General features: G+C 70.2%; 21 protein-coding genes. 8 read left to right on the top strand and 13 right to left on the bottom strand.

Annotated features, from left to right (window positions below; translation table 11 throughout):
• Positions 1-70: 70 nt before the first annotated feature.
• The 6 genes from PQS31_RS03800 to PQS31_RS03775 form a co-directional block, all read right to left on the bottom strand.
• Positions 71-505, bottom strand: a complete 435-nt coding sequence (locus PQS31_RS03800) for a hypothetical protein (protein ID WP_272761338.1) — start codon at positions 503-505, stop codon at positions 71-73.
• 33 nt (positions 506-538) lie between these two features.
• Positions 539-1,072, bottom strand: coding sequence for a hypothetical protein (locus tag PQS31_RS03795; protein ID WP_272761337.1), 534 nt, complete (start codon positions 1,070-1,072; stop codon positions 539-541).
• A 40-nt stretch (positions 1,073-1,112) separates the two neighbouring features.
• Positions 1,113-1,757 (bottom strand): M23 family metallopeptidase, encoded by a 645-nt coding sequence (locus PQS31_RS03790; protein WP_336314320.1) that lies wholly within the window; start codon positions 1,755-1,757, stop codon positions 1,113-1,115.
• Positions 1,758-1,876: 119 nt separating this feature from the next.
• The gene (locus PQS31_RS03785; RefSeq protein ID WP_272761336.1) at positions 1,877-2,518 is read right to left on the bottom strand and encodes a tellurite resistance TerB family protein; all 642 of its coding nucleotides are present in this window, start codon (positions 2,516-2,518) and stop codon (positions 1,877-1,879) included.
• 227 nt (positions 2,519-2,745) lie between these two features.
• Positions 2,746-3,147: an HU family DNA-binding protein gene (locus PQS31_RS03780; protein ID WP_096208060.1), complete on the bottom strand. Its 402-nt coding sequence runs from the start codon at positions 3,145-3,147 to the stop codon at positions 2,746-2,748.
• A gap of 127 nt (positions 3,148-3,274) precedes the next feature.
• Positions 3,275-3,748: a DUF2784 domain-containing protein gene (locus tag PQS31_RS03775; RefSeq protein WP_272761335.1), complete on the bottom strand. Its 474-nt coding sequence runs from the start codon at positions 3,746-3,748 to the stop codon at positions 3,275-3,277.
• 72 nt (positions 3,749-3,820) lie between these two features.
• Here PQS31_RS03775 and PQS31_RS03770 point away from each other — a divergent pair, with 72 nt between their 5' ends.
• Positions 3,821-4,255 (top strand): OsmC family protein, encoded by a 435-nt coding sequence (locus PQS31_RS03770; RefSeq protein ID WP_272761334.1) that lies wholly within the window; start codon positions 3,821-3,823, stop codon positions 4,253-4,255.
• A 102-nt stretch (positions 4,256-4,357) separates the two neighbouring features.
• Positions 4,358-5,089 (top strand): alpha/beta fold hydrolase, encoded by a 732-nt coding sequence (locus PQS31_RS03765; RefSeq protein ID WP_272761333.1) that lies wholly within the window; start codon positions 4,358-4,360, stop codon positions 5,087-5,089.
• A 153-nt stretch (positions 5,090-5,242) separates the two neighbouring features.
• Here PQS31_RS03765 and PQS31_RS03760 read toward each other — a convergent pair whose 3' ends face one another.
• A complete protein-coding gene (locus PQS31_RS03760; protein ID WP_272761332.1) occupies positions 5,243-6,121 on the bottom strand; it encodes a PhzF family phenazine biosynthesis protein in 879 nt (292 codons plus the stop codon).
• 24 nt (positions 6,122-6,145) lie between these two features.
• Positions 6,146-7,018, bottom strand: coding sequence for a PhzF family phenazine biosynthesis protein (locus PQS31_RS03755; protein WP_272761331.1), 873 nt, complete (start codon positions 7,016-7,018; stop codon positions 6,146-6,148).
• Positions 7,019-7,159: 141 nt separating this feature from the next.
• Between PQS31_RS03755 and PQS31_RS03750 the strand changes: the two genes are divergently transcribed.
• The 5 genes from PQS31_RS03750 to PQS31_RS03730 all read left to right on the top strand — a co-directional run bounded on the left by PQS31_RS03750 (position 7,160) and on the right by PQS31_RS03730 (position 13,385).
• A complete protein-coding gene (locus PQS31_RS03750; RefSeq protein WP_272761330.1) occupies positions 7,160-9,751 on the top strand; it encodes a bifunctional aspartate kinase/diaminopimelate decarboxylase in 2,592 nt (863 codons plus the stop codon).
• An 8-nt stretch (positions 9,752-9,759) separates the two neighbouring features.
• The gene (locus tag PQS31_RS03745) at positions 9,760-10,182 is read left to right on the top strand and encodes a hypothetical protein (protein ID WP_272761329.1); all 423 of its coding nucleotides are present in this window, start codon (positions 9,760-9,762) and stop codon (positions 10,180-10,182) included.
• 63 nt (positions 10,183-10,245) lie between these two features.
• Positions 10,246-11,598 (top strand): UDP-N-acetyl-alpha-D-muramoyl-L-alanyl-L-glutamate epimerase, encoded by a 1,353-nt coding sequence (gene murL / locus PQS31_RS03740; protein ID WP_272761328.1) that lies wholly within the window; start codon positions 10,246-10,248, stop codon positions 11,596-11,598.
• Positions 11,579-13,018, top strand: a complete 1,440-nt coding sequence (gene murD / locus PQS31_RS03735) for a UDP-N-acetylmuramoyl-L-alanine--D-glutamate ligase (protein WP_272761327.1) — start codon at positions 11,579-11,581, stop codon at positions 13,016-13,018. Before murL ends, murD begins: the two co-directional genes overlap by 20 nt.
• Positions 13,019-13,136: 118 nt before the next feature.
• A complete protein-coding gene (locus PQS31_RS03730; RefSeq protein WP_272761326.1) occupies positions 13,137-13,385 on the top strand; it encodes a hypothetical protein in 249 nt (82 codons plus the stop codon).
• Between the two features lie 143 nt (positions 13,386-13,528).
• Here PQS31_RS03730 and PQS31_RS03725 read toward each other — a convergent pair whose 3' ends face one another.
• Entirely contained in the window at positions 13,529-14,527 is a 999-nt protein-coding gene (locus tag PQS31_RS03725; protein WP_272761325.1) for a polyprenyl synthetase family protein, read from the bottom strand.
• 171 nt (positions 14,528-14,698) lie between these two features.
• On the opposite strand from PQS31_RS03725, the gene PQS31_RS03720 reads away from it, so the two are divergent.
• The gene (locus tag PQS31_RS03720; RefSeq protein ID WP_272761324.1) at positions 14,699-15,205 is read left to right on the top strand and encodes a single-stranded DNA-binding protein; all 507 of its coding nucleotides are present in this window, start codon (positions 14,699-14,701) and stop codon (positions 15,203-15,205) included.
• Between the two features lie 157 nt (positions 15,206-15,362).
• Here PQS31_RS03720 and PQS31_RS03715 read toward each other — a convergent pair whose 3' ends face one another.
• The 4 genes from PQS31_RS03715 to PQS31_RS03700 are packed head-to-tail and all read right to left on the bottom strand — an operon-like array spanning position 15,363 to position 21,977.
• The gene (locus tag PQS31_RS03715; protein ID WP_272761323.1) at positions 15,363-16,331 is read right to left on the bottom strand and encodes a GGDEF domain-containing protein; all 969 of its coding nucleotides are present in this window, start codon (positions 16,329-16,331) and stop codon (positions 15,363-15,365) included.
• A complete protein-coding gene (locus tag PQS31_RS03710; RefSeq protein WP_272761322.1) occupies positions 16,331-17,671 on the bottom strand; it encodes a type II secretion system protein in 1,341 nt (446 codons plus the stop codon). Before PQS31_RS03710 ends, PQS31_RS03715 begins: the two co-directional genes overlap by 1 nt.
• A complete protein-coding gene (locus tag PQS31_RS03705) occupies positions 17,668-18,762 on the bottom strand; it encodes a prepilin-type N-terminal cleavage/methylation domain-containing protein (protein ID WP_272761321.1) in 1,095 nt (364 codons plus the stop codon). The genes PQS31_RS03710 and PQS31_RS03705 overlap by 4 nt, the downstream gene beginning before the upstream one ends.
• A complete protein-coding gene (locus PQS31_RS03700) occupies positions 18,759-21,977 on the bottom strand; it encodes a hypothetical protein (protein WP_272761320.1) in 3,219 nt (1,072 codons plus the stop codon). Before PQS31_RS03700 ends, PQS31_RS03705 begins: the two co-directional genes overlap by 4 nt.
• Positions 21,978-22,024: the final 47 nt, after the last annotated feature.

The raw sequence follows: 22,024 nt of genomic DNA, 5'->3' as shown, positions 1-22,024 counted from the left end.
CTCCTTGAGGGGTGACGCGCACCCTACGCAGGCGCGGTGAACGCGGTCTGAGCCGCGATGGCGGCGGGCTTCATTCAGGGGCGACGGCCAGCGCCACGCGGTGCGGCTGCAGCCACGCCAGCAGCAGACCCAGAAGGAGCATCGCGACCACGTCCAGTGCGATCTGCTTGATCGCCAGCGCCAACGGGAACGGCTGTCCCGCGTACGCCAGCAGGTGCCAGGGCAGGAACGACACCAGGGCGATCGCCAGGCCGAAGCGCGCGCCGTGCCAGCGCTTGCGGCGCACCGGAGGCGGAAGCCAGCGGTACAGCCAGGTCATGCCGAGACCGAGCGCGGCATAGGCCAGCAGGATCCAGCCGACGTTGGCGTTCGCCTCCGCGCGCGGGCGGAACAGATGGGCGAGCGCCAGATAGTCGGCCCGCAACGCGACGCCGTGGACGAGGAATCCCAGGACCAGCGCGGTCGCCGAAATCGTCAGGCCGCAGATCCAGAAGCGCTTGTCCATCGGGTCCCCGTGATGAATCGAATCGCGGACAGATTAACGCGGCGTCGGTGACGGTTCGATCGACGCCGAGGTGATCCGCCAGCCCTCCGCCGTGCGCTGCATGCGGTAATGCCCGCTGAAATGACGCAGCGGGCCGGTGCCGCCGACGCGCAGGCGCACCGGGATCTCCAACGCCGCCGGCACCGGCAGGGCGTCCAGCGGCTCCGGACGCGTGTTGTCGGCGCGGATGCCGGTGACGCCGGTCAAAACACGCAGCGCGTCGTCGCCGGCGCCCGGGCGGCCGTCCCGCCAGTACGTGTCGGCTTCACTGCGATCGTCCTTGAACAGCACGGCGAGATAGGCATGCAGGGTCTGGACGGCGTCGGCGATGGCCTCGTGCCGCGCACGCGCGGCCTCCGCCTCCGTCGTGCCGGCGCCCGCGGCGGCCCCGGTGTCCGGCGTGCCGCCGGACGCCTCCGACGCGTGTGTCGGGATCCCGACAGGGTCACGCGTGGCCTCGTGCACCGCGAGCGCGACGCCGAGCAGGATCAGCAGTGCGATCACCAGCCACCACGCCCGATGCGACATGTCCGTTTCCCCGGCACCGCACGCGCGGCCGTTGCGGATGCTAACGCGACGCGTCGCCGCTGTCGGCCCCGGCGCGCAGCAGAGGCAGCGGATCGAACGCGCCGTCGGCGGCGTAGACCCCGTAATGCAGATGCGGCGGCGTCCCCCGCGCATTGCCGGTATCGCCGACCGTGCCCAGTGGATCGCCGGCGCGCACCAGATCGCCGACCGACAGCAACTCGGCCCAGTCGTCGAGATGGGCGTAGTAGTGCCGCTGGCGTCCCGGGCCCATCACCCAGACCTGACGTCCGCCCAGCCCGCCCTCGCGGATCGCCACCACCACGCCGTCGGTGGCCGCGAGCACCGGCGTGCCGCGTGGCGCGAAGATGTCGACGCCTTCATGGCGTCGGTCCGCCCCGCGGGGCGCGCCGAAGGTGTCCGCCACGCGCGTGGCGCGCACGCCTTCGACCGGCATCTGCAGCGCGTCTGGCGCCGGCGCCGCGGTCAGTGCTGCGATCGCGCGCGGTTTCGCCATGAAGGGCTGATGCCAGGCCCAGTGGCCGCCCGCCGCGAGCAGACCTGCGACGACGGCGAAGCGCAGGAGGCTGCGGACCTGGGCGGTGTAGTCGCGACGCGCGCGCTTCGGTGCGGGTGCGTTTGCAGGGGGCGGGTCGCGATCGGGCGGAGTGGGCGTGGACGCATGCATGGCGCCAGCCTCGCAGATCGCCTGCGAAGCGCGGGTATGCAGCGGCCGCACGGCGCCGTCCCGAACGCGGAACGGCCTAGGGCAGGCCGTTCCGTGGGGCGGCGAGACGGCGGTCGGCGTCAGCGCGTGTCGCCGGCCGCCTTCACTTCGTGCTCGAGCCGGCTCTTGAGCTCGGGCGCGAGCTTGAGCTGTCGCGCGAGTTCGTCGAGGTAGCTGCGCTCCATGAAGTTGGTCTCGTCGGCGACCAGCACGCTGGCCAGATACATTTCCGAGGCGATTTCGGGCGTGCTCGCGGCACTGGCGACTTCGGCCGGGTCGAGCGGCTTTTCCAGTTCGACGTGCAGCCAGCGCTGCACATCGGCGCCCTCGTCGATCCGTTTGAACTCGCCCTCGATGAGCTCGCGTTCGCGGGCATCGATATGACCGTCGGCCTTGGCCGCGGCGACCAGCGCCTTGAGGATCGCCTGGCTGTGCAGGTCGACCTGGGGCGCCGGCAGGCGGTCGACGGTCTGCGGCGCGGGCGCCGACGCGCCGGCCTGCTGCTTCTGGTAGTCGCCATAGGCCTTGTAGGCCATCACGCTGATCGCCGCGAGTCCGCCGTAGGTGGCGAGCTTGCGGGTTTTCTTGTTCTTGCCGAGCAGCAGGCCGAGCGCGCCGCCGGTGGCCGCGCCCTTGCCGAAATCGGCGTTGAGCAGGCTGCTGCCGGGCTTGCCGCCGGCCTGCGAGGTGAGCAGATGATTGAGGAAACCCTGGAAGCTCATCGGTCGGTATCCATCGGAGAGGAAAATGCGGCGCCGAGCATGCGGTGCGAATCGTTCAACCGATGTGCACGGCGGCGGCGTGCGCGCCGGGTCCACGTGGCGGTGCGCGGTGCATCACGGCAGGTACTGGTCACGCCCTGCGCGTGGTGTCCGGGTCTCCCGCGAGTCCAAACGAAATCGGGACGGCGATGGCCGTCCCGATCCGAAGAACACGTGGCGCGCCTGGATCAGGCAGCGGCGTCCTTGAGCTTCTTCAGCGGGCGCACCTTGACCTTCACCGACGCGGGCTTGGCGGCGAACCACTGCTCTTCCTTGGTGAAGGGGTTGATGCCCTTGCGCTTCGGCTTGGCCGGCACGCTGACCGAGGTGATCTTCAGCAGGCCGGGCAGCGTGAACGAACCCGCGCCTTTCTTGCTGATCGAACCGTGCACGGCACCTTCGAGCGCGGAGAACACCGAACGCACGTCCTTGGCCGCAAGGCCGGTGGACTCGGCGATGTGCGCGACCAGGCCCGACTTGCTCAGGGCTTCCTTGATCGGCTTCGGCGCAGCCGGCTTGGCGGCCGCGGCCTTCTTCGGCGCAGCCTTCTTGGCCGGGGCTTTCTTGGTGGGGGCCTTCTTCGTTGCCATGGGTCTGTGGTTCCCTCGTCAAATATGGAGTGAGTATTCCGGGCCGAGCGAGCCGGCCAGCGAAATGTAGGGCATACCGGCACCCCCGCCAATAGGAAACCGCAATAAATATGGGGTTTTTTCCGCGCTACGACGAACGGCGAGCGGATCCGCGGCGCGTATGCGCATCGGACGCCGGCGGCCAGCGCCACCAGCCCAGCACGACGACCGCCGCGACCAGGGTGTAGGCGAGCACGAAACTCCACCACGGCAGATCGAGATACAGCCATTCCGACAACCAGTGGCCGACGAAGGACGTCTCGTACGTGGCCTGCCCGGCCTGTGCGCGCAACTGCTGCTCCCAGGTCGTCAGCGGACACAGACGGCCCAGCCAGGCCTGCACCGCGATGACGGCGACCAGCCCGGCGTGCGTCCAGCGCAGGCCGCGCCGTCGGATCCAGCGCCAACCCAGCGGCCCGCCCACGGGCACCGCGAGCGTCATCACGACGACGAAGAGCGCGATGCCGACATGGACGGCGAGCAACGTATCGGCGAAAAACGCCGCAGCGGCAGGAGCGAGGTGCATGCGCCGCAGTGTGACCCAGCCACGGATGCGCTGCATCAGGGCGGTGCGACACCGGCGTAACACCGCTCGCCCTAGGCTGCAGGCCCCCTTGTCCTGCTGGAGAACCACATGGGTATTTCACGACACGCCACGGCGCGCTGGGCCGGTGATCTCAAATCCGGTCGTGGCGAGCTGTCGACGCCGCAGAGCGGTCTGCTCGATACCGTCCGCTACGGATTCAACAGCCGCTTCGGCGACGAAAAGGGCACCAATCCCGAAGAGCTGATCGCCGCCGCGCACGCGGGCTGCTTCACGATGGCGCTGTCGGCCAAGCTGACCGAGGCGGGCTTTCCGCCCGAGTCGATCGATACGCGCGCCGATGTCGACCTGTCGATGGACGGTGGGCCGCAGCTCAGCGCGATCCGGCTCAGGACACGTGCCCGTGTGCCGGGGATCGACGGGGTGAAGTTCCGCGAGATCGCCGACGACGCCAAGCAGAACTGCCCGGTGTCCAAGGCGCTGTCGGCCGTGCCCCTGTCGCTCGACGCCGAGCTCGAGGGCTGACCCGCGCGGCGCATGCCGCACCTGCGTTCGCGAACCACGGCGCCGGACCCGTCCGGCGCCGTTCTCGTGTCGGCAAGGCGCGATGTCTGCGACGATGCCGCCATGCAGCGCGACCGCACCTTCCATCTGCTGCTCGTCCACGGCGCCGGCGGCGGTGGCTGGGAGTGGGCGCTGTGGCGCCACGTGCTCGAGGCGCGCGGTCACCAGGTGCACGCGCCGGATCTGCAGCCCGCACCGGGCGGTCTGGCGAGCACCGGTTACCGCGATTATCTGCAGCAGGTGCGCGACACGGCCGGTCGGTTGCCGCGGCCGCGCGTCCTGGTCGGGGCGAGCCTCGGCGGCCTGCTGGCCCTCGACGCGGCCGATGCGGCCGATGCCCTGGTCTTGATCAATCCGTTGCCGCCCGCGCCGTGGCACCTGCACCTGCCGCCGCGCGCCTGGGCGGATGTCGTGCCCTGGGGGCGCGATGCACGCCTGGCGTCGACACGCCGGGCCCTGGCCGACGCCGACGACGCGACCACGCTCGTGGCCGCGCGGCACTGGCGCAACGAAAGCGGTGCCGTGCTGCGCACCGCGCAAGCGGGGCGGACGCCGGCGGCGCCGACGGTGCCGACACTCTGTATCGCATCCAGCAGCGACGAGGACGTGCCGCCTGCGATCACGCGCGCGCTGGCCGCGGCCTGGAACGCGGACCTGCAGGTGTCCGCCGCCACCACCCACGTCGGCCCGCTGCCGGGTGCGGATGCTGCGCATACGGCGCGGCTCGTGCACGACTGGCTTCAGCGCCGCCTGTTCGCAGACGCCGGGCCGCGGGGCGGGGTCGCGACGGTCTGAACACTGAGGTTCGACCGTCGTCTCCGCGAAAGCGGGAATCCAGTGCCTCCGGCGTTCAACGCTTGCAGTCGCTGGATCCCGCTCTCGCGGAGATGACGGCAGTGACTCCTGCCGTGCCTGACACGCGCCTCCGCCGCGGCAGGAGGCCGGCGCTCAGCGCCAGTCGATCGTGCCGCGCACCACGCTCTGCACGCGTCCGCCCGACCACACGTCGCCGGCATCGTCGACCTGCAGTTCGATGATCGCGTCGTGGCCGACCTCGCGGCCCTGGCTGATGCGGTAGCGGCCGCCTTCGCCCGGCAGGGCGTCGCGCGCGGCGAGCCATGCCGCGAGGGTCGCGTTCGCCGCGCCGGAGGCGGCATCCTCGAAATGCCCGGTGGCGCCGACGAAGGCGCGCACGGCGAGGTGATAGTCGGCTGCCGTGCTGCGTGCGAACGCACACAGGCCCATGCTGCCGGTGGCCTCGGCGAGTGCGCCGATCGCCGTCCAGTCGGGTGTCACGGCGCGCAGGTCCGCTTCGCTGGCGAGTTCCGCCAGCCACCAGCGGCGACCTCCGTCCATCAGCACCGGCGGCAACTCGCCCAGCGACAGCCCGGCGAGGCTGGGCTGCAGGCGCGGATCCGTCGCGTCGGCGGTTTCGACGATGCGCGCGCGTGGTGTCCGCACCGCAATCGTGCGCATCGCATCGGCGCCGGTGACGCGCAGCGGCAACCGGCCGGCGATGCCGTCCTGCACCAGCAGGCCGTCGCGCGGCGCGGCGAGTCCGGCGTCGAGCACCACGTGGGCGGTGCCGACGCTGGGGTGGCCGGCGAACGGCACCTCGCGTCGCGGCGAGAACATGCGGATGCGGTAGCTGGCCTCGTCGGAGGTCGCCGGGAACACGAACGTGGTCTCGGGCAGACGCGTCCAACGGGCGATGGCCTGCATCGCGGTGTCGTCGAGCCCGTCGGCATCGAGCACCACGGCCAGTGGATTGCCGGCACCGGGCCGGTCGGCGAACACGTCCACCTGGACGAAACGGCGGGGAGTCATGGAAGCATCACGCGGCGCGACAGCTTACCAATCCAGCGTGCCGCGGATGACCGGCTGCACCTGGCCGCCGATCCAGATCCCGCCCTCGGCGTCGATCTCGACCGACACCCGGCCATCGCGTCCGAGTTCGCGCCCCTGGCTTGCGATGTAACGCGCGCCGAGATCGTCCATCCGCCCGTCACCATGCAGCCAGGCGGCGAGCGCGGCGTTGGCGCTGCCGGTGACCGGATCCTCGGGGATGCCGTCGGCCGGGCAGAATGCGCGTACGACGAGCGCGTGATCGGACGCGCGTGCGCGGCCGCAGACGGCCAGGCCGACCGCGTTGCTGGCGAGGGACAACGCGGCGATCTCGGGCAGGGGCGGACGCAGGCCGCGCACGACCTCGGCCTCGCCCAGATCCACGCACCACCAGCGGGGTCCGTTGTCGATCAGCGCGTGCGGCGCGTGCCGCGCATCCAGGGCGCGCAGTACGGCGTCGAGTGCGCCGCGGCTGCCGTCGGGCGTCGCCACCGGGGTGGCCCTCGGCGCGCGCACGCTCGGCCGGCGGTCGCGGCCGCCGGTGTCCAGGCGCACCGGCAGCAGGCCGGCGCCGCACTGTTGCACCAGCCTGCCGCCGTCGGCGCGGGCCAGACCCTGGTCGACGACCGCCCACGCCGCGCCGACGCTGGGATGACCGGCGAAGGGCAGTTCCTGCCGGGGCGTGAAGATGCGCACGCGGTAATCGGCCCCGGCATCGGGAGGAAGCAGAAAGATGGTTTCCGACAGATTGGTCCACGCGGCGATCGCCTGCATGGCCGCGGCGTCCAGGCCCTCCGCGTCGACGAACACGCCCAGCGGATTGCCGGCGCCGGGGTGCGCGGAGAACACGTCGAGCTGAAGATAACGGCGGGTGCGCATGGACAGGGGCTCCGGTCGGGAAGGCGTGCTTTAGAATCGTGCGCCCGGGCGCCGCGAGACGGCGCGCCGGGCCAGCGAGGTCGCCATCGTAGCGGCCGTCGCCACTCTTCCGTTGCCCCCACCGTTCGAGACCCCACCCCGATGTCATCACCTTCCGACGATCGCTGGATCGTGCTCAAGTTCGGCGGCACTTCGGTGTCGCGCCGCCACCGCTGGGACACCATCGGCCGGCTGGCGAAACGCCGGGCCGAGGAGCACGGCGCGCGCGTGCTGGTGGTGGTGTCGGCGCTGTCGGGCGTGACCAACGAGTTGACCGCGATCGCGGACGGCGCCGCGGATTCGCCTGCGCGCGTGGGTGCGCTGGTCGAACGTCACCGCGCATTCGCCTCGGAACTCGAACTGGACGTCGACGCGGTGCTCGGCGCGCGTCTCGCCGCGCTGCAGGCGCTGGCGGACGACCCGCGTGCGACGACGCGCACGCTGGACTGGCAGGCCGAGGTGCTGGGGCAGGGCGAGCTGTTGTCGTCGACGATCGGCGCGGCCTATCTCGCGGCCCAGGGCCTGGAGTTCGGCTGGTGCGATGCGCGCGACTGGCTCGACGCGGTGGCGCTGCCCAACCAGAGCGACTGGGCGCTGCGCCTGTCGGTGAACTGCCGGCGCGAACCCGACGGCGACTGGCGCGCGCGCTTCGCCGAGCAGGCGCCGCGCATGCTGCTCACCCAGGGCTTCATCGCCCGGCACGGCGACGGCGGCACCGCGATTCTCGGCCGCGGCGGCTCGGACACGTCGGCGGCGTACTTCGGCGCGCTGCTCGGTGCACGCCGTGTCGAGATCTGGACCGACGTGCCGGGCATGTTCAGCGCCAATCCGCGCGATGTGCCCGATGCGCGTCTGCTCACGCGGCTGGATTACGCCGAGGCGCAGGAAATCGCGACCACCGGCGCCAAGGTGCTGCATCCGCGTTCGATCAAGCCCTGCCGCGACGGCGGCGTGCCGATGGCGATCCTCGACACCGAACGCCCGGACCTGCCGGGCACCGCGATCGACGCGAGCGCCGAGCCGGTGCCGGGCGTCAAGGCGATCAGTCGCCGCAACGGCATCGTGCTGGTGTCGATGGAAGGCATCGGCATGTGGCAGCAGGTCGGCTTTCTCGCCGATGTGTTCGAGCGCTTCAAGCGCCACGGCCTGTCGGTGGATCTGATCGGCTCGTCGGAGACCAACGTCACCGTGTCGCTGGATCCGAGCGAGAACCTGGTCAGCACCGACGTGCTGGCGCGGCTGAGCGACGATCTCGCCGAGATCTGCCGGGTCAAGGTCATCGCCCCGTGCGCGGCGATCACCCTGGTCGGCCGGGGCATACGCTCGCTGCTGCACAAGCTGTCGGATGTCTGGGCCACGTTCGGCAAGGAACGCGTGCATCTGATCTCGCAGTCCTCGAACGATCTCAACCTGACCTTCGTCATCGACGAGGCCGACGCCGACGGTCTGTTGCCGGTGCTGCATGCCGAGCTGATCGACAGCGGCGCGATGCCGGTGCACGACGACACGGTATTCGGCCCCAGCTGGCGCGAGATCGCGCATGGCCGCCGCGAACGTGCGCCGCAGTGGTGGCAGGGCGCGCGCGAGTCGCTGCTGGCACTCGCCGAACCCGGCCGGCCGCATTACGTCTATCACCTGCCGACGGTGCGCGAACGTGCCGCTGCGCTGTCGACGGCCGACGCGATCGACCGCCGCTTCTTCGCGATAAAGGCCAATCCGCATCCGGCGATCCTGCGCACGCTGGTCGAGGCCGGCTTCGGGCTGGAGTGCGTGTCCAGGGGCGAGCTCGACCACGTGTTCGAGGTGCTGCCGGATCTCGATCCCGGGCGCGTGCTGTTCACGCCGAGCTTCGCGCCGCGCGGCGAATACGCGCACGCCTATGCGCGCGGCGTCACCGTCACGCTCGACAACGTCGAAGCGCTGCGCAACTGGCCCGAGGTCTTCCGCGGCCGCGACCTGTGGCTGCGCCTGGATCTGGGTCGCGGCGACGGCCACCACGCCAAGGTCGTCACCGGCGGCGCGGCGTCGAAGTTCGGTCTGCCGCTGGGCGCGTTCGATGCGTTTCTGCTGGCGGCCGAAGAGGTGGACGCGCGCATCACCGGCATCCACGCGCATCTGGGCAGCGGCATCGAGACCGTCGCGCACTGGCGTGAGGTCTATGCCGAACTCGCGGGTTTCGCCGATTCGGTGGGCACGGTCGACACGATCGACATCGGCGGCGGTCTGCCGATTCCCTATCGTCCCGACGACGTGCCGTTCGACATTCCGGCCTGGGCGGCGGGCCTCGCGGCGATCAAGGCCGAATACCCGCGCTATCGCCTGGCGATCGAGCCGGGTCGCTACCTCGTGGCCGAAGCGGGCGTGCTGCTGACCACCGTCACCCAGGTTGTCGACAAGCTGGGCACGCGCCGGGTCGGCGTGGACGCCGGCATGCACAGCCTGATGCGACCGGCGCTGTACGACGCCTGGCACGGCATCCACAACCTGACGCGGCTCGACGATGCGGACGACGTGGCCGTCGAAGTCGTCGGTCCGATCTGCGAATCGAGCGACGTCTTCGGCACGCGTCGCCGCCTGCCGGCGGCAACCCGCGAAGGTGACACCGTGCTGATCGCCGACGCCGGCGCTTACGGCTTCGTGATGGCCAACACCTACAACCTGCGCGGCCTGCCGGGTGAGGACGTGATCGAGTGAAACCGCGGGTGGAGTACACCGTCGTCTGTGCGGGGCTCGCGCTGGTGCTGACCGTCGTGCTCGGCGGGCTGCTCGAGATGGGAATCGCCGATGCGTTCTTCTGGGAACTCGCCGCCGTCGCCGTTCTCGCGTCCGGCATGGCCGCGGCCTGGGTGGCGGGCTGGCGGTGGCGGGTCGGCCGGCGTCCGCCTCTGCGCCGTGTGCTGGCGATGGCGGTCGTCACCGCGCTGGTCGCCATCGTCCTGTTCGTGCCGCTGAGCCTGGGACTGGTGGCCCTGCTCGCGCCGGGCGATGAAACCCTGTCCTGGGTGTACAGCGCCGCGGTGTTCGGCGCGCCGGGCCTGGTGCTGGGCGCGCTGCCGGCCTGCCTCGCCGCGGTGTGGCCGGCGCATCGTTACCTCCGCCATCCGCGTCATCGCCGTCCGACGTGATGTTCCAAGTTTCCGACGCCGCGTCGCGTGCGTCGTCCGTATCTCGCTGGAGACCCGAGTCCCATGTTCGACCGTGATTCCATCGCCGCGTTCCGCTTCGTGCGCTGCGCGTTCGACCCCGGCACCGGTGTGGCCCGGCTGGTCTACGCCTTCGACGACGGCCCCGAGCTGGTCGAAACGATCACCGTGCCGGGCGCGCCGTTCGCGCTCGACGGTGCGCGCGCCGCGGCGGCGACCCGGGCGCTGCGTCTGCTGCACCTGATCGCCGGCGTGAGCTACTACAAGGCCGCCGTGCCGGGCGAGATCCGCATCGACGACTATGCGATCGATGCTGGCACCGCCGCGCTGCTCGAGGACGTCTACGTGCACGGGCTCGGTGAGTTCGCCTACCGCAACGGGCTGGACCTGCACGGCACGATCCGGTTCCCGCACGCCGCCGCCGCGGACGACGCCGCGCCGGCGCTGGGCCTGCGCACGCATGCGCTGGTGGCGATCGGCGGCGGCAAGGATTCGCTGGTGTCGATCGAAGCGCTGCGCGCGCTGGGCATCGACCAGACCGTCAGCTGGATCGGCGGCTCGCAGCTGATCCGTGTCTGCGCCGAGCGCACCGGCCTGCCGACGCTCAACATCGACCGGCAGATCGCGCCGGAACTGTTCGAGTACAACCGCCAGGGCGCGTGGAACGGGCACATCCCGGTGACCGCGATCAACTCGGCGATCCTGGTGCTGGCCGCGGTGCTGCACGGCGTGGACCAGGTGGTGTTCTCCAACGAGCGCTCGGCGAGCTACGGCAGCCTCATCCCGGGGACCGGTGAGGTGAACCACCAGTGGTCGAAAGGCTGGGCGTTCGAGACGGCCTTCGGCGATCACGTGCAGGCGCGCGTCGCTGCGGACCTGCATTACTACTCGCTGCTGCGGCCGCTGTCGGAACTCGCCGTCGCGCGCCAGTTCGCGAAGACCGACCGCTACGACGCGCACTTCTCCAGCTGCAACCGCAACTTCCATCTGCTCGGCGAGCGGCCGGTCAACCGCTGGTGCGGCATCTGCCCGAAGTGCCATTTCGTCTTCCTGGCGCTGGCGCCATTCATGCCCAAGCCGCGGCTGGTGGCGATCTTCGGGCGCAACCTGCTCGACGATCCGGCGCAGGTGCCGGGCTACGACGCCCTGCTGGAATACCAGGACCACAAGCCGTTCGAATGCGTCGGCGAAGGCCGCGAATCACGCGCGGCGCTGGCGGCGCTGGCCAAGCGTCCGGAATGGCGCGAGGACGCGATCGTCGCGCGCTTCGCGCAGCTGATCGCGCCGCAGCTCGATGCCGGCGAGCTGGAGGTCGCCGGCTTGCTGGCCGTCGAAGAGGACGCCCACCGCATTCCCGACGCGCTGTGGGAGCGCCTGCGTGCGCATCTCGCAGCTTGAAGCGCTCGCGGCCGGTGGCGGCCGCATCGCGCTGTGGGGCTGGGGCCGCGAAGGCCGCGCGGCGTACGCGGCGCTGCGCGCCGTGCGGGATTCGGGCTCCGGGGTCCGGGATTCGGCGGGCGTGCCCCTGACCGTGTTCTGCGCGGAGGACGAGGCGCGCGAGGTGCTCGGCCTCGGCGATCCGTCGCTTGCTGTCGAAACGGTGGCGAGCCGCGAACACCTCGCACGCTTCGACGTGGTCATCAAGTCACCCGGGATCAGTCCGTACCGGGCCGAGGCGATGGCGGCCGCCGCGCAGGGCACGCGCTTCATCGGCGGCACCACGCTGTGGTTCGCCGGACGCGCCGCGGCGGGTGAGATCGCGGCCCGCACGGTCTGCGTCACCGGCACCAAGGGCAAGAGCACCACCACCGCGCTGCTGGCCCATCTGCTGCGCGCGCATGGCCTGCGCACGGCGCTGGCCGGCAACATCGGGCTGCCCTTGCTGGAGCTGCTCGATGCGCAAGCGGACGCCTGGGCGATCGAACTGTCGAGTTACCAGACCGGCGATGTCGCGGCCGGCGGTGTACGGCCCGACGTCGCGGTGGTCACCAACATCTTCCCCGAGCACCTGGACTGGCACGGCAGCGAGGCGCAGTACGTCGAGGACAAGCTGGCGCTGGTCACGCGCGCGCGGCCACGCATCGCGGTGCTCAACGCGGACGACCCGCGCCTGGCCTCGCTGGCGTTGCCGGGGAGTGAGATCCGCTGGTTCGGCACGCCCGACGGTTGGCACCTGCGCGGCGACGTCCTGCATCGCGGCGCCGCCGCCGTGATGGACACGGCCGGACTGCCGCTGCCGGGCCGGCACAACCGCGGCAATCTCTGCGCCGTGCTGACCGCGATCGAAGCGCTCGGCATCGACGCACTGCCGCTGGCACGTGCGGCCGCGGACTTCGTGCCGCTCCCGCATCGCCTGCAACCGCTGGGCACGCGCGATGGCGTGCTGTGGGTCAACGATTCGATCAGTACGACCCCGCACGCGAGTCTCGCCGCGCTCGACGTCTATCGCGACCGGCGCGTCGCGCTGCTCGTCGGCGGTCACGATCGCGGACTCGACTGGCAGGCGTTCGCCGATGCGATGCGCACCCGCGCACCGCAGACGATCGTGACCATGGGCCAGAACGGCCCGCGCATCCATGATCTGCTCGCGCCGATCGCCCGCGGCGCCGGCTTCCGGTTGGCGGCCGCCGATGATCTCGCGTCGGCCACCGCGCAGGCACGCGCGGCACTGGACGGCGACGGCGTGCTGCTGCTGTCGCCCGGCGCGCCGAGCTTCGGCGCCTATCGCGACTACACCGCGCGCGGTCGCCATTTCGCCGCGCTGGGCGGCTTCGATCCGGATGCGATCACGGCGATTCCGGGCTTGGGCATCGCCTGAGGCGCCGCTGGTCGGCCGGGTGTGCGATCCGTCGCGCGCAGCCATGCGTTCGTCGCATCACGCCCGCCGCGCGCGGAGGTCGGGTGATCCTGCGGTTCCGAAAACGCGAGGGATCGACATGGACCGCGACGCACGCAATCTCCGCGCATGGCGGAACCGCAGCAACTGGATCGGCCCACGCTGGCTTGGCCTGTACCACGCGAAGGACGACGACCGCATCTGGGTGCCGAAGTGGCCGAAGGTGCTGGGCTGGACCGTCAATCTGGCGCGCACCGGCGGTCTGGCGATCCTCGCCGGTCTGTCGGTGACGGTCGGGCTGATCGTCGCCGCGCAGCTCGTTCGCGCGCTTCAGGTCGGCCCGGGCTGACAGGGCATCGCGCCATGCGCATTGCCGCTCGGCGCTGTCGACGTGCACCGACAGCGGTGGCGACCTCGACGCGGTTCGCGTGGCGGAGCCCGCCGACTCGGACCGAGGGCGGTGTTGCGGAGGTTTGGCGTGCCGGGCTGGGGTCAGGACCCGCGTTCGACCGCGTAGCGCGCCAGCCCACGCAGTGCCGCGACGGCGTCGTTGTCGGTCAGGCCGTCGAGGGCCCGCTCCGCGGCTTCGGCATATTCGAGTGCGCGCGCACGGCTGTAGTCCAGGCTGCCGGCGGCTTCGATCGCGGCCAGCACGTCGGGCAGTGCACCGACGTCCCCGGTCTCGATGGCTGCGCGCAGGCGCGCGCGGACATCGGGCGTCGCCTGCGCCATCGCATGGATCAGCGGCAGCGTGGCCTTGCCCTCGGCGAGGTCGTCGCCGAGGTTCTTGCCCAGCGCGTCGGCATCGCCCGAGTAGTCGAGCACGTCGTCGGCGATCTGGAACGCGTAGCCGAGCTGCATGCCGTAGTCGTACAGCGCCTGTTGCGTGGCCTCGTCCGCGCCGGAGGCCAGCGCGCCGAGCCGGGTGCCGGCGGCGAACAGCACCGCGGTCTTGCGCTCGATGACGTTGAGATACGCCGCCTCGTCGGTGTCCGGGTTGCGCACGTGCAGCAGCTGCAGCACTTCGCCTTCGGCGATGCGGTTGGTGGTGTCGGCGAGGATGCGCATGACCGGCATGCGGTCGAGTTCGACCATCAGCTGGAAGCTGCGCGAATACAGGAAATCGCCGACCAGCACGCTGGCCGCATTGCCCCAGATCGCATTCGCCGTGCTGCGGCCGCGGCGCAGGTCGGACTCGTCGACCACGTCGTCGTGCAGCAGCGTGGAGGTGTGGATGAACTCGACGATCGCCGCCACTTGGTGGTGGTCGGCACCGATCGTGCCGGTGGCGCGGCCGGCCAGCATCACCAGCATCGGCCGCAGGCGCTTGCCGCCGGCCGAGACGATGTGCTCGGCCACCTGGTTGATCAGCACCACGTCCGACGCCAGCCGAGTACGGATCAGCGCGTCGATGGCGGCCATGTCGCCGGCGGCGAGGGCCTGGATCGCCGGCAGGTCGAGCCGGGCGGCCGGGGAGGCGGCGTTGTTCATGCAGGATCCGGGACAGGCAGGCCCGGAATTATAGGCAAGGCCCGACGACCGCGTGCGGTCGCGTCCGAGCGCCGGGTCCGCAATGGCCGGACGGCAGAGGGCGGCCGGCTTATACTGTGATGTCGAAGTCCATCACGCCGGCCCCGGGCCGGCGCAATCCAAGGAATTCCCATGGCCCGCGGCGTCAACAAAGTCATCCTGGTCGGCAATCTCGGCAACGATCCCGACACCAAGTACACCCAGGGCGGCATGGCCGTGACCCGCATCAGCCTGGCCACGACCAGCGTGCGCAACGATCGCGAGGGCAACAAGCAGGAGCGCACCGAGTGGCACCGCGTGGTGTTCTTCGGCAAGCTCGGCGAGATCGCCGGCGAGTATCTGCGCAAGGGCAGCCAGGTCTACGTCGAGGGCGAGATCCGCTACGACAAGTACACCGGCCAGGACGGCGTGGAGAAGTACACCACCGACATCGTCGCCAACGAGATGCAGATGCTCGGCGGCCGCGGTGATGGTGGCGGCGGTGGCGGCGGGGGCGGCAATTACGAGCGCAGCAGCCGTCCGCAGCGCAGCGCCGGCAATGACGGCCCGCCGCAGCGCAGCGCCCCCCCGCAGCGTCAGGCGCCGCAGCAGCGCCCGGCGCCGATGGACGACTTCTCGGACGACGACATTCCGTTCTGAGGCGTGTCGCCACTTTGCGGACGCAACAAAAAAGCCCGCTTTGCGGGCTTTTTTGTTGGGCGCGCACCTGTGGCCATGCCCGCGCCTCCGCGTCGCCTCGCCGCCGCGCCGGATGTGTCCGGAACGCGCCGGGCGCGCGTCCGGGCTCGGCCGCGGATCAGGCCGCCCCGGGCGTGGCGATCCGGATCTGTTTGATCAGTTGGCCCAGGCTGCTGGTGCCCGGCTGGAGGTGCGCGGTACCCCCGTGGATGGACACCGGCATCCGCGGATAGGACGGCAAGTCGGGCGGGGAGACGAGCTTGGCTTCGAGCGTGTTCACGAAGGCCTGCGCGGCGGCGAGGTCACGGCCGGCGAGCAGAATCGCCAGGCGGCACCCGCCGATTCGCGCGGCGAGGTCGTCCGGCTGCATTTCGTCGCGGACCAGTTCTGCAACGTAGGCAAGAACCGCATCGCACGCGTCGTCGCCGTATTCCAGCTGCAGGTTGGCCGCGTCGTCCACGTCGAGGACGGCCAGGCTGAGCGGCGCGCCCGACGACAACGAGGCCGCGATCCGTTTCTCTGCGGCATCGACGAAGTCCTGGCGGCCGAGAAAGCCGGTCAGCTGATCACGCACGATCAGGCGCGACACCCGGGCGTGATAGACCGCCTCCACGTTGGTGTGGCTGATGAACTTCAGCACGCTCTCGCCGACGGTGATCTGGTCACCGTCGGCGAGCGGGGTCTCGTCGATCCTGCGGCCACCGATGAACGTGGCATTCGTCGAGCCGAGGTCGCGGATCAGATAGGCATCGCCTTCGCGCCGGATCTCGCAGTGACGGCGCGACACACTGGGCGAGGGCAGCTGCAGATCCGCGGTGTTCGCGCGTCCCACCACGACCGGCGCATCACCGATGTCGACGCGCTGGCCGAAACCGTCGCCGTGGATCACGACGATGCACGCCGCGGCCTGCGGCAGCTCGCCGGAGCTGCCGCAGGCAATGGTGTTCTGCTCGTCCTCGTTCATGCCGCGTTCTCCCCGGTACAGGCTGCCGGGGCCCTGGAAAAAAGTCGGACGGACGATACCAGAGGCGACTGCATGCAGCCTGTCGCTGCGCCGGCGGGGACGTGGCGTCGATTCGGTCGACATCACGGGGTCGGCTGTGCCCCGCCGACGTGGAAGCTCTCGACAGCGCTGCGTACCGCGGGGTCCGGGAAGCCGCCGAGCATGTCCGCGCGGCGGGCATTGGTGACGATCTCGGCTTCGAGGCGTGCCGCCTCGCCGGGAAAGCGGGCCGCGAACTCGTCCCGGTAGCGCTCCGCCGAGGCCAGGTAGGCGTCGGCCGACCCCTTCGCGACACCGGCGGCGATGGTGCTTCCCACGGCGGTGCCGATGCTGCCGGCAGCCAGCGCGGCGCGCCAGTTCCAGCCGCCGTAGGTGTCGAAGATTTCGGCGATGGTGTCGAGGGTGTCGGCGGTGGTGTTGATCAGTTCGGCACTCGCGTCGATGAGCGCGACGCTCGCGTTCATGCTTTCGGCCCGCCCGAGCTCGACCATGATGTCCAGCTGGGTCTTGTGGTTGTGCATGGTCGGCGTGGTCAGCCGCGCCGCAGCCGCCACGTTGGCGTGGGCGTATACGGCCGGGCTGTAGTGCTCTCCGCAGCGCAAACGGGTCCACATCTGGTCGATGCCTACGGCCAACACTCTGTCGCGGTAGTCGCCGGAGCCGGCGCGGCGCGGCGATTGGAAGCCTGGTGACCCCGTGTCGTGAGACGGCGACAACGGATCGACGGTCGCCAGGGCGTAGGCGACGTTGCCGGCGTTCTGCAGCAGTTCGGTGTCGCGCTCGCGACGGGTGTGGACATGGTTGTCGCTGGTCGGCAACTGACTCGCGTTGCGCAGGGCATCGCACAGATCCATGCTGTTGCGCGCCAACTGCGGCATGGCCGCGCAGTCCATGTACGCGCAGTGGTCCCAGGCGAGGACACGGCTGATGATGAAGCTGTCGGCGGCGTTGGCAGTGACCTGCAGCGGCATGGCCTGATCGGACGGCGCAGCGAGATCGGCGTCGAGCACCGTGGACTGGACGGCCGCGCGCTGGCTGGCCGTGCTCCAACGCTCGATCATCGCGGTGTCGCCGGTGCGGCGCAGCACCCCATAACGCAGACGGCCGGCGCGGGCGTCAGGCAGGCCGACCGTGCGATAGGGCAGCACGCCGATCTCCCGCATCCCGCCGCAGTCTTCACGGCCGTCGCCGCTGGTGTCGGGGCAGGGAAGTCTGGCATGGACGACGGCGAAGCCGGTCACGGCGTCGTCCGCGCGTTGCAGCAGATCGCGCTGGAAGACCTCTCGGCGCTCGTCGGACAAGATGCCCAGCCAGCGGACCACCAGAATGCCGATGATGCCCAGAATGACCAGGGTCACCGTCAGCTCGACCAGCGAGAAGCCGTGCTGGCGGACGCGGGTTACGGAGGGCAGCGGCATGCTCATTGATTCAGTCCGGCGCGGGCCAGGTCGACGGTGGTGTCACGGGCTTCGGCATGCAGTGTGCGGATCCGGTCGCGGAACGCGCTGACCTGGTTCCGGCGTTGACGGGCGTCTTCCACCCCGGACACCGCCTCGTTGTAGTCGTCCTGCGCGGTCTTGAGCGCATAGGCGTTCTTGCCGATGTCGAAGGCCGCCTTGGCGGCCAGCTTGGCCCCGGCCGCCATCGTGGCGCCGTCGGGCGGCCAGCCCGAGGCCAGCATGACGATGGAGATGGCCTGGTTGGTGATCGATTCGGCCAGCGCATACGCGGCCAGATCGCGGGCGACCTTGGCCTGTTCGCGGATGGTCTCGGCGATGTTGATGTCGAATTCGCGGAACTGAAGATTGAATTCGGTCATGCGCAGGGCGCTGTGGGCGGCATAGGCGCCTTGTGCGCTGCCCTGGGTACGCGCGAGGCGATCCGGACAGGCGAGGCGCGCGGCGAGTTCCCCCGGGCCCGCCGCGATCGTCGCGAGGCTGCCGGCGGTTGCCGGTTCCCCGGGCAGGGCCTGCGCGCCGGGACTCCATTGCGCGTCGGCGTCGCTCCGGGCGTGCCCACGCATGCCCGAGTGACCGAGGTAGTAGGCGACCGGCACGCCGAGGCCCGCGATCGCCACCTCGCCGCGCTGGTTCAACAGCAGTTGCATGCAGAAGTCGAGCCCGTTGTCCGACGCCGCGGGCTGGTCGGCCGCCGCCAGCACGGGCTCGAACAGTCCCGCACCCGCCGGCACGATCAGGGCGGCCTGGACCTGGTAATGCAGCCGCATGCGCCGCGGTAGCCCGAGATCGCTGACGGGCAGCCAACCATCGGTGGCGCCGTCCGCGCGCCCGTCGCCGTTGCCGTCGGCCGCGGGCAGACGACTCTGACTGCGCATATAGCCCAGCAGTGCCTGTTCCGCCTGCGCCAGCTCGTTCTGCTGACGCTCGGCATCGAGCAGTTCGTTGCCGAGCGGAAGCAGTCTGGCGACCAGCACGCCGAGCAGCGCGACGACGACCAGGGCCACGGCCATTTCGACGAGGGAAAAGCCGGTCTGGCGGCGGTTGAGCAGGATCACGGCGTCACCGCAGCGGCCTGCGTGCCGGTGGAACCGCGGCTGTCGGCATGTTCCAGGGTGGCTTCGGCGCCAAAGCTCATCTGGGTGGTGGGGCCACCGGACGAGGCGCCCTCGCCGTTCATGTTGTCCAGTTCTTCCTTGAGCTTGTTGAACTGGGCCAGCGTGTCGTCGTAGTTCTTGCGCGCATTGTCCGCACCCGTCTTCGCGCGACGCCAATCCTCGAACGCACGACTGTAGGGATAGCGCTGGCAGTAGACACCCATGTCGTAGGCGTTGCGGTTCCACCAGTTCGCGTTGCCGGCATTCGGCCACCACCAGAGGCTGCCGTTCCACGCCCGGCCGGTGAAGTACTGGCACACGCTTTTCGGCAGGAGCTCGTTGCTCGAGGTGACCAGCAATGGCGCCGACGCATCGCGGTTGCCGTAATGCTCGGTGGCATACCACGGCAGGCTGCGGGTGGCGGTGCGTGTCTCGGAGCAGGTGCTGTCCACCTCCACCTCGACATTGATCCAACTGTCGCTCGTCGGCGGATTGGCGGCCGGATTGCCCGGGACCCGTACGCGCTGCGTTTCCTTCTTCTTGCACGGATAGGTATGGACGTAGGTGTACGTATCCGTGAACCGGGAGCGCACCCAGTCGTAACGGAGCGGGTTGCCGTCCTGGTCCTCGACGGTTTCGATGGCCCATTCGAACCAGTTGTAGCTGCTGTCACCGGCGTAGGGCTGATCCCGGCCCGGATAGGCGACCCATGGCGTCGGCAGTGCGTTGTAGGCGTCCCTGGCGGCATCCCGTCGGGTGGCGAGGCCGGTCTTCTCGGACACGAGGCGTGACAGGCGGGCCTCCATGTTGGGCCGGCAGGTCGCCAGTTCGTTGGTATCGCGTTCGAACACGCCGCTGCTGCGCTCCTGCCAGATGTAGTCCTTCGGCGTGCCGGTGCGATTGCTGCAGGCGCTGTCGGAATAGCGGCCCGTGCCGTTGCCCACGAACCGGCACTCGGTCACGGTCACCGGCTTTTCGCAGTGCTCGATGTAACGCACGGCATTGCGTGCATTGATGCACTGCTGACGCTGCATCTCGTCGCCCGGCAGATTGGCCTCCGGATTGGCGGGATCGCCACGGCCCCGACCGGCACAGTGCTGGGCGTCGTTGAGCTGGGTCAGCATCTTGCTCAGGATCGAATCGTTGCCGGTGAACCAGGTATCGATGTTGTTGCGGAACTGGGTGATCTCCTTGTCCAGTTCCTGATCCCGCTTGTTCAGGTCGATCCATTCCTCGGTCTTGCGGCGGCGCGCGACGGCGTCGGCGGTGGCGACGTCCCAGTCGAAGTGGTACGTGGTTTCCCGCACCCGATCGTGGGTGCCCGCATTGACGACGACCGGATTTCCGTCCGCGTCGTTCGCGGTGCGTGTGCCGACATAGTTGCAGGCGGCGTCGTACAGCCCGCCGCCCTGTCCGGACGACCGACAGACCCAGTGTTCCACCTGCTTGCGATAGCGGGTATTGGAACAGTTCCGCCAGTCGCTGCTGCCACTTCCGAGGCCGCACGTGCGGTACGGGTCGATACGTTGCTGGATCTGCGAGCGGCTCTGCCCGTCGTGACCGAGGCTCTGGATCTCCACGAGGTCGTAGACCGGCATGCCGTTGCCATCGCGCAGCGGTTCGCCCTGGGCGTTCGTGCTGGCGCGCGAAGCGACCCCCCACGGGGCCAGCCGCCAGCGCTCGAGCATGTCCACCTGGAACTGCAGGGTCTGCCATTGCGCGCGCGCGAGCTCGGTCTGCCGGTCGAGACCGATGCGCGGCACGACGGTTTCGGATTCGATCTCGTAGAGCGGATTGCCGCGATCGTCGTACATCGGGCTGCCATCGGCGTTTCTGCGCTGGATGGGGTTGCCGTCGCCATCGCGTCGGTAGACCACCTCGCGTTGCGTGCTGTCGTCGCAGTTCCGCGCGTAGAGGGTGCACTCCAGCTCCCTGCGCGCCTCGTCTAGATCCTGCGGCACCTTGCCCGTCTGCGATTTGCGCGCGAGGTCGCGCGCCTTGATCGAGGCATCGAGTGCCAGCGCGACGAACGGAAGCGACGCGGCCTTCGCCGCGAGGGTGACGCCCTTGGTGCCAAGGCCGACGATCGAGGTGACGACAGCCGCGGTCTTGAGCGGCACTTCCCAGCACATGGTGCCGAGCGAGGCGATGCAGGTGGCGATCGAGCGGGTCAGGCTGGTGGCGGACGTCACCAGTGTCGTGATCTGGTCCGACAGACTGACGGCCGTGGTCACCAGCTTGAAGATCAGCGACACCTGGGCGAACGCGGCGCCCTGTACGGCCTTCTCCGTGGCCTCGATGTTGGTCTCCTGCAACAGGGCCAACGCATCGTGGAGGGTGACCGCCGCTGCAAGCACATCCATACCGGCCAGCGACACGTTGTAGGGCGCCGCCGGGGTCGCGGCCGGGTCCAGAAAGGGAATTCCGGAGAAGGGCGCGTAGGCCGGGGCGGCGCCGCCCCGGCCGGTCAACAGGCGACACCCCAGCGTGTGCCCGACACCGGCGAAACTGCGGACGCGGACGCGGTCGTCGTAGCCGGAGTCCCATTCGCGCCAGGGCGCATCCATCCGGTGCGCAGCGCCGGCGTTGCGGTCGTCGAGCCGATCACTGCCGGCATGCGGTCCGGCCGCTGCGATGCCATAGGCGACGTTGCGCAGCGCGCTGTCCTGCGCTTCGACATGGGCTCGATCTGTATCGGTGCCCGCGAGTTCGGCGAGCTCCAGCGTGCGACACAGGTCGAGACCGTTGACCGCGGTGAATTCGCGGCTGCTCGCGTCGTCTCCGATGGTCCGCGGCGTCCCGTCGGTCAGTGGAGGGCGGTAGACGTTGCCGGGCCGGGTGAGATCGAGATGCGCGGCTTCGTCGCCGCGGTAGACCATGTAGGCCATCGGCCCGAGGCGCATGCCGTTTCCGGCGGCGCCCAACAACGTACGCGCAGGCAGCCAGCCCTTGGCATGGCCGCTACTGCAGTCCTCGTCGCCGTCCAGGGTGCGGGCCGGACACGGCAGGCGCGCATGAGTCGACGCGAATGCCGCGACGGCCTCGTCGGCCCAGCGCAAGGCCTGTTCCTGGCTGACCGCCTGCGCGGGCGCACGCTTGGCCTGGAGCAGCACCGCGCCTGCGGTCACCGCGCCGCCGACCAGGATCAGCACCAGCAGCGCCTGGACCAGGCCCACGCCTGCTTGCCGGTACGCGCGGCGCCGCGTGGTGACAGCACGCCCGG

Source organism: Luteimonas sp. BLCC-B24 (assembly GCF_028550595.1).
Lineage (GTDB): Bacteria > Pseudomonadota > Gammaproteobacteria > Xanthomonadales > Xanthomonadaceae > Luteimonas.
The sequence above is the reverse complement of the archived record's forward strand: the minus strand, read 5'-3'. Positions and strand labels throughout refer to the sequence as shown.

Coding starts and splice junctions, on each gene's coding strand:
- PQS31_RS03800 (WP_272761338.1), bottom strand. CDS start 505: ATGGACAAGCGCTTCTGGATCTGCGGCCTGACGATTTCGGCGACCGCG.
- PQS31_RS03795 (WP_272761337.1), bottom strand. CDS start 1,072: ATGTCGCATCGGGCGTGGTGGCTGGTGATCGCACTGCTGATCCTGCTC.
- PQS31_RS03790 (WP_336314320.1), bottom strand. CDS start 1,757: ATGCATGCGTCCACGCCCACTCCGCCCGATCGCGACCCGCCCCCTGCA.
- PQS31_RS03785 (WP_272761336.1), bottom strand. CDS start 2,518: ATGAGCTTCCAGGGTTTCCTCAATCATCTGCTCACCTCGCAGGCCGGC.
- PQS31_RS03780 (WP_096208060.1), bottom strand. CDS start 3,147: ATGGCAACGAAGAAGGCCCCCACCAAGAAAGCCCCGGCCAAGAAGGCT.
- PQS31_RS03775 (WP_272761335.1), bottom strand. CDS start 3,748: ATGCAGCGCATCCGTGGCTGGGTCACACTGCGGCGCATGCACCTCGCT.
- PQS31_RS03770 (WP_272761334.1), top strand. CDS start 3,821: ATGGGTATTTCACGACACGCCACGGCGCGCTGGGCCGGTGATCTCAAA.
- PQS31_RS03765 (WP_272761333.1), top strand. CDS start 4,358: ATGCAGCGCGACCGCACCTTCCATCTGCTGCTCGTCCACGGCGCCGGC.
- PQS31_RS03760 (WP_272761332.1), bottom strand. CDS start 6,121: ATGACTCCCCGCCGTTTCGTCCAGGTGGACGTGTTCGCCGACCGGCCC.
- PQS31_RS03755 (WP_272761331.1), bottom strand. CDS start 7,018: ATGCGCACCCGCCGTTATCTTCAGCTCGACGTGTTCTCCGCGCACCCC.
- PQS31_RS03750 (WP_272761330.1), top strand. CDS start 7,160: ATGTCATCACCTTCCGACGATCGCTGGATCGTGCTCAAGTTCGGCGGC.
- murL (WP_272761328.1), top strand. CDS start 10,246: ATGTTCGACCGTGATTCCATCGCCGCGTTCCGCTTCGTGCGCTGCGCG.
- PQS31_RS03730 (WP_272761326.1), top strand. CDS start 13,137: ATGGACCGCGACGCACGCAATCTCCGCGCATGGCGGAACCGCAGCAAC.
- PQS31_RS03725 (WP_272761325.1), bottom strand. CDS start 14,527: ATGAACAACGCCGCCTCCCCGGCCGCCCGGCTCGACCTGCCGGCGATC.
- PQS31_RS03720 (WP_272761324.1), top strand. CDS start 14,699: ATGGCCCGCGGCGTCAACAAAGTCATCCTGGTCGGCAATCTCGGCAAC.
- PQS31_RS03715 (WP_272761323.1), bottom strand. CDS start 16,331: ATGTCGACCGAATCGACGCCACGTCCCCGCCGGCGCAGCGACAGGCTG.
- PQS31_RS03710 (WP_272761322.1), bottom strand. CDS start 17,671: ATGAGCATGCCGCTGCCCTCCGTAACCCGCGTCCGCCAGCACGGCTTC.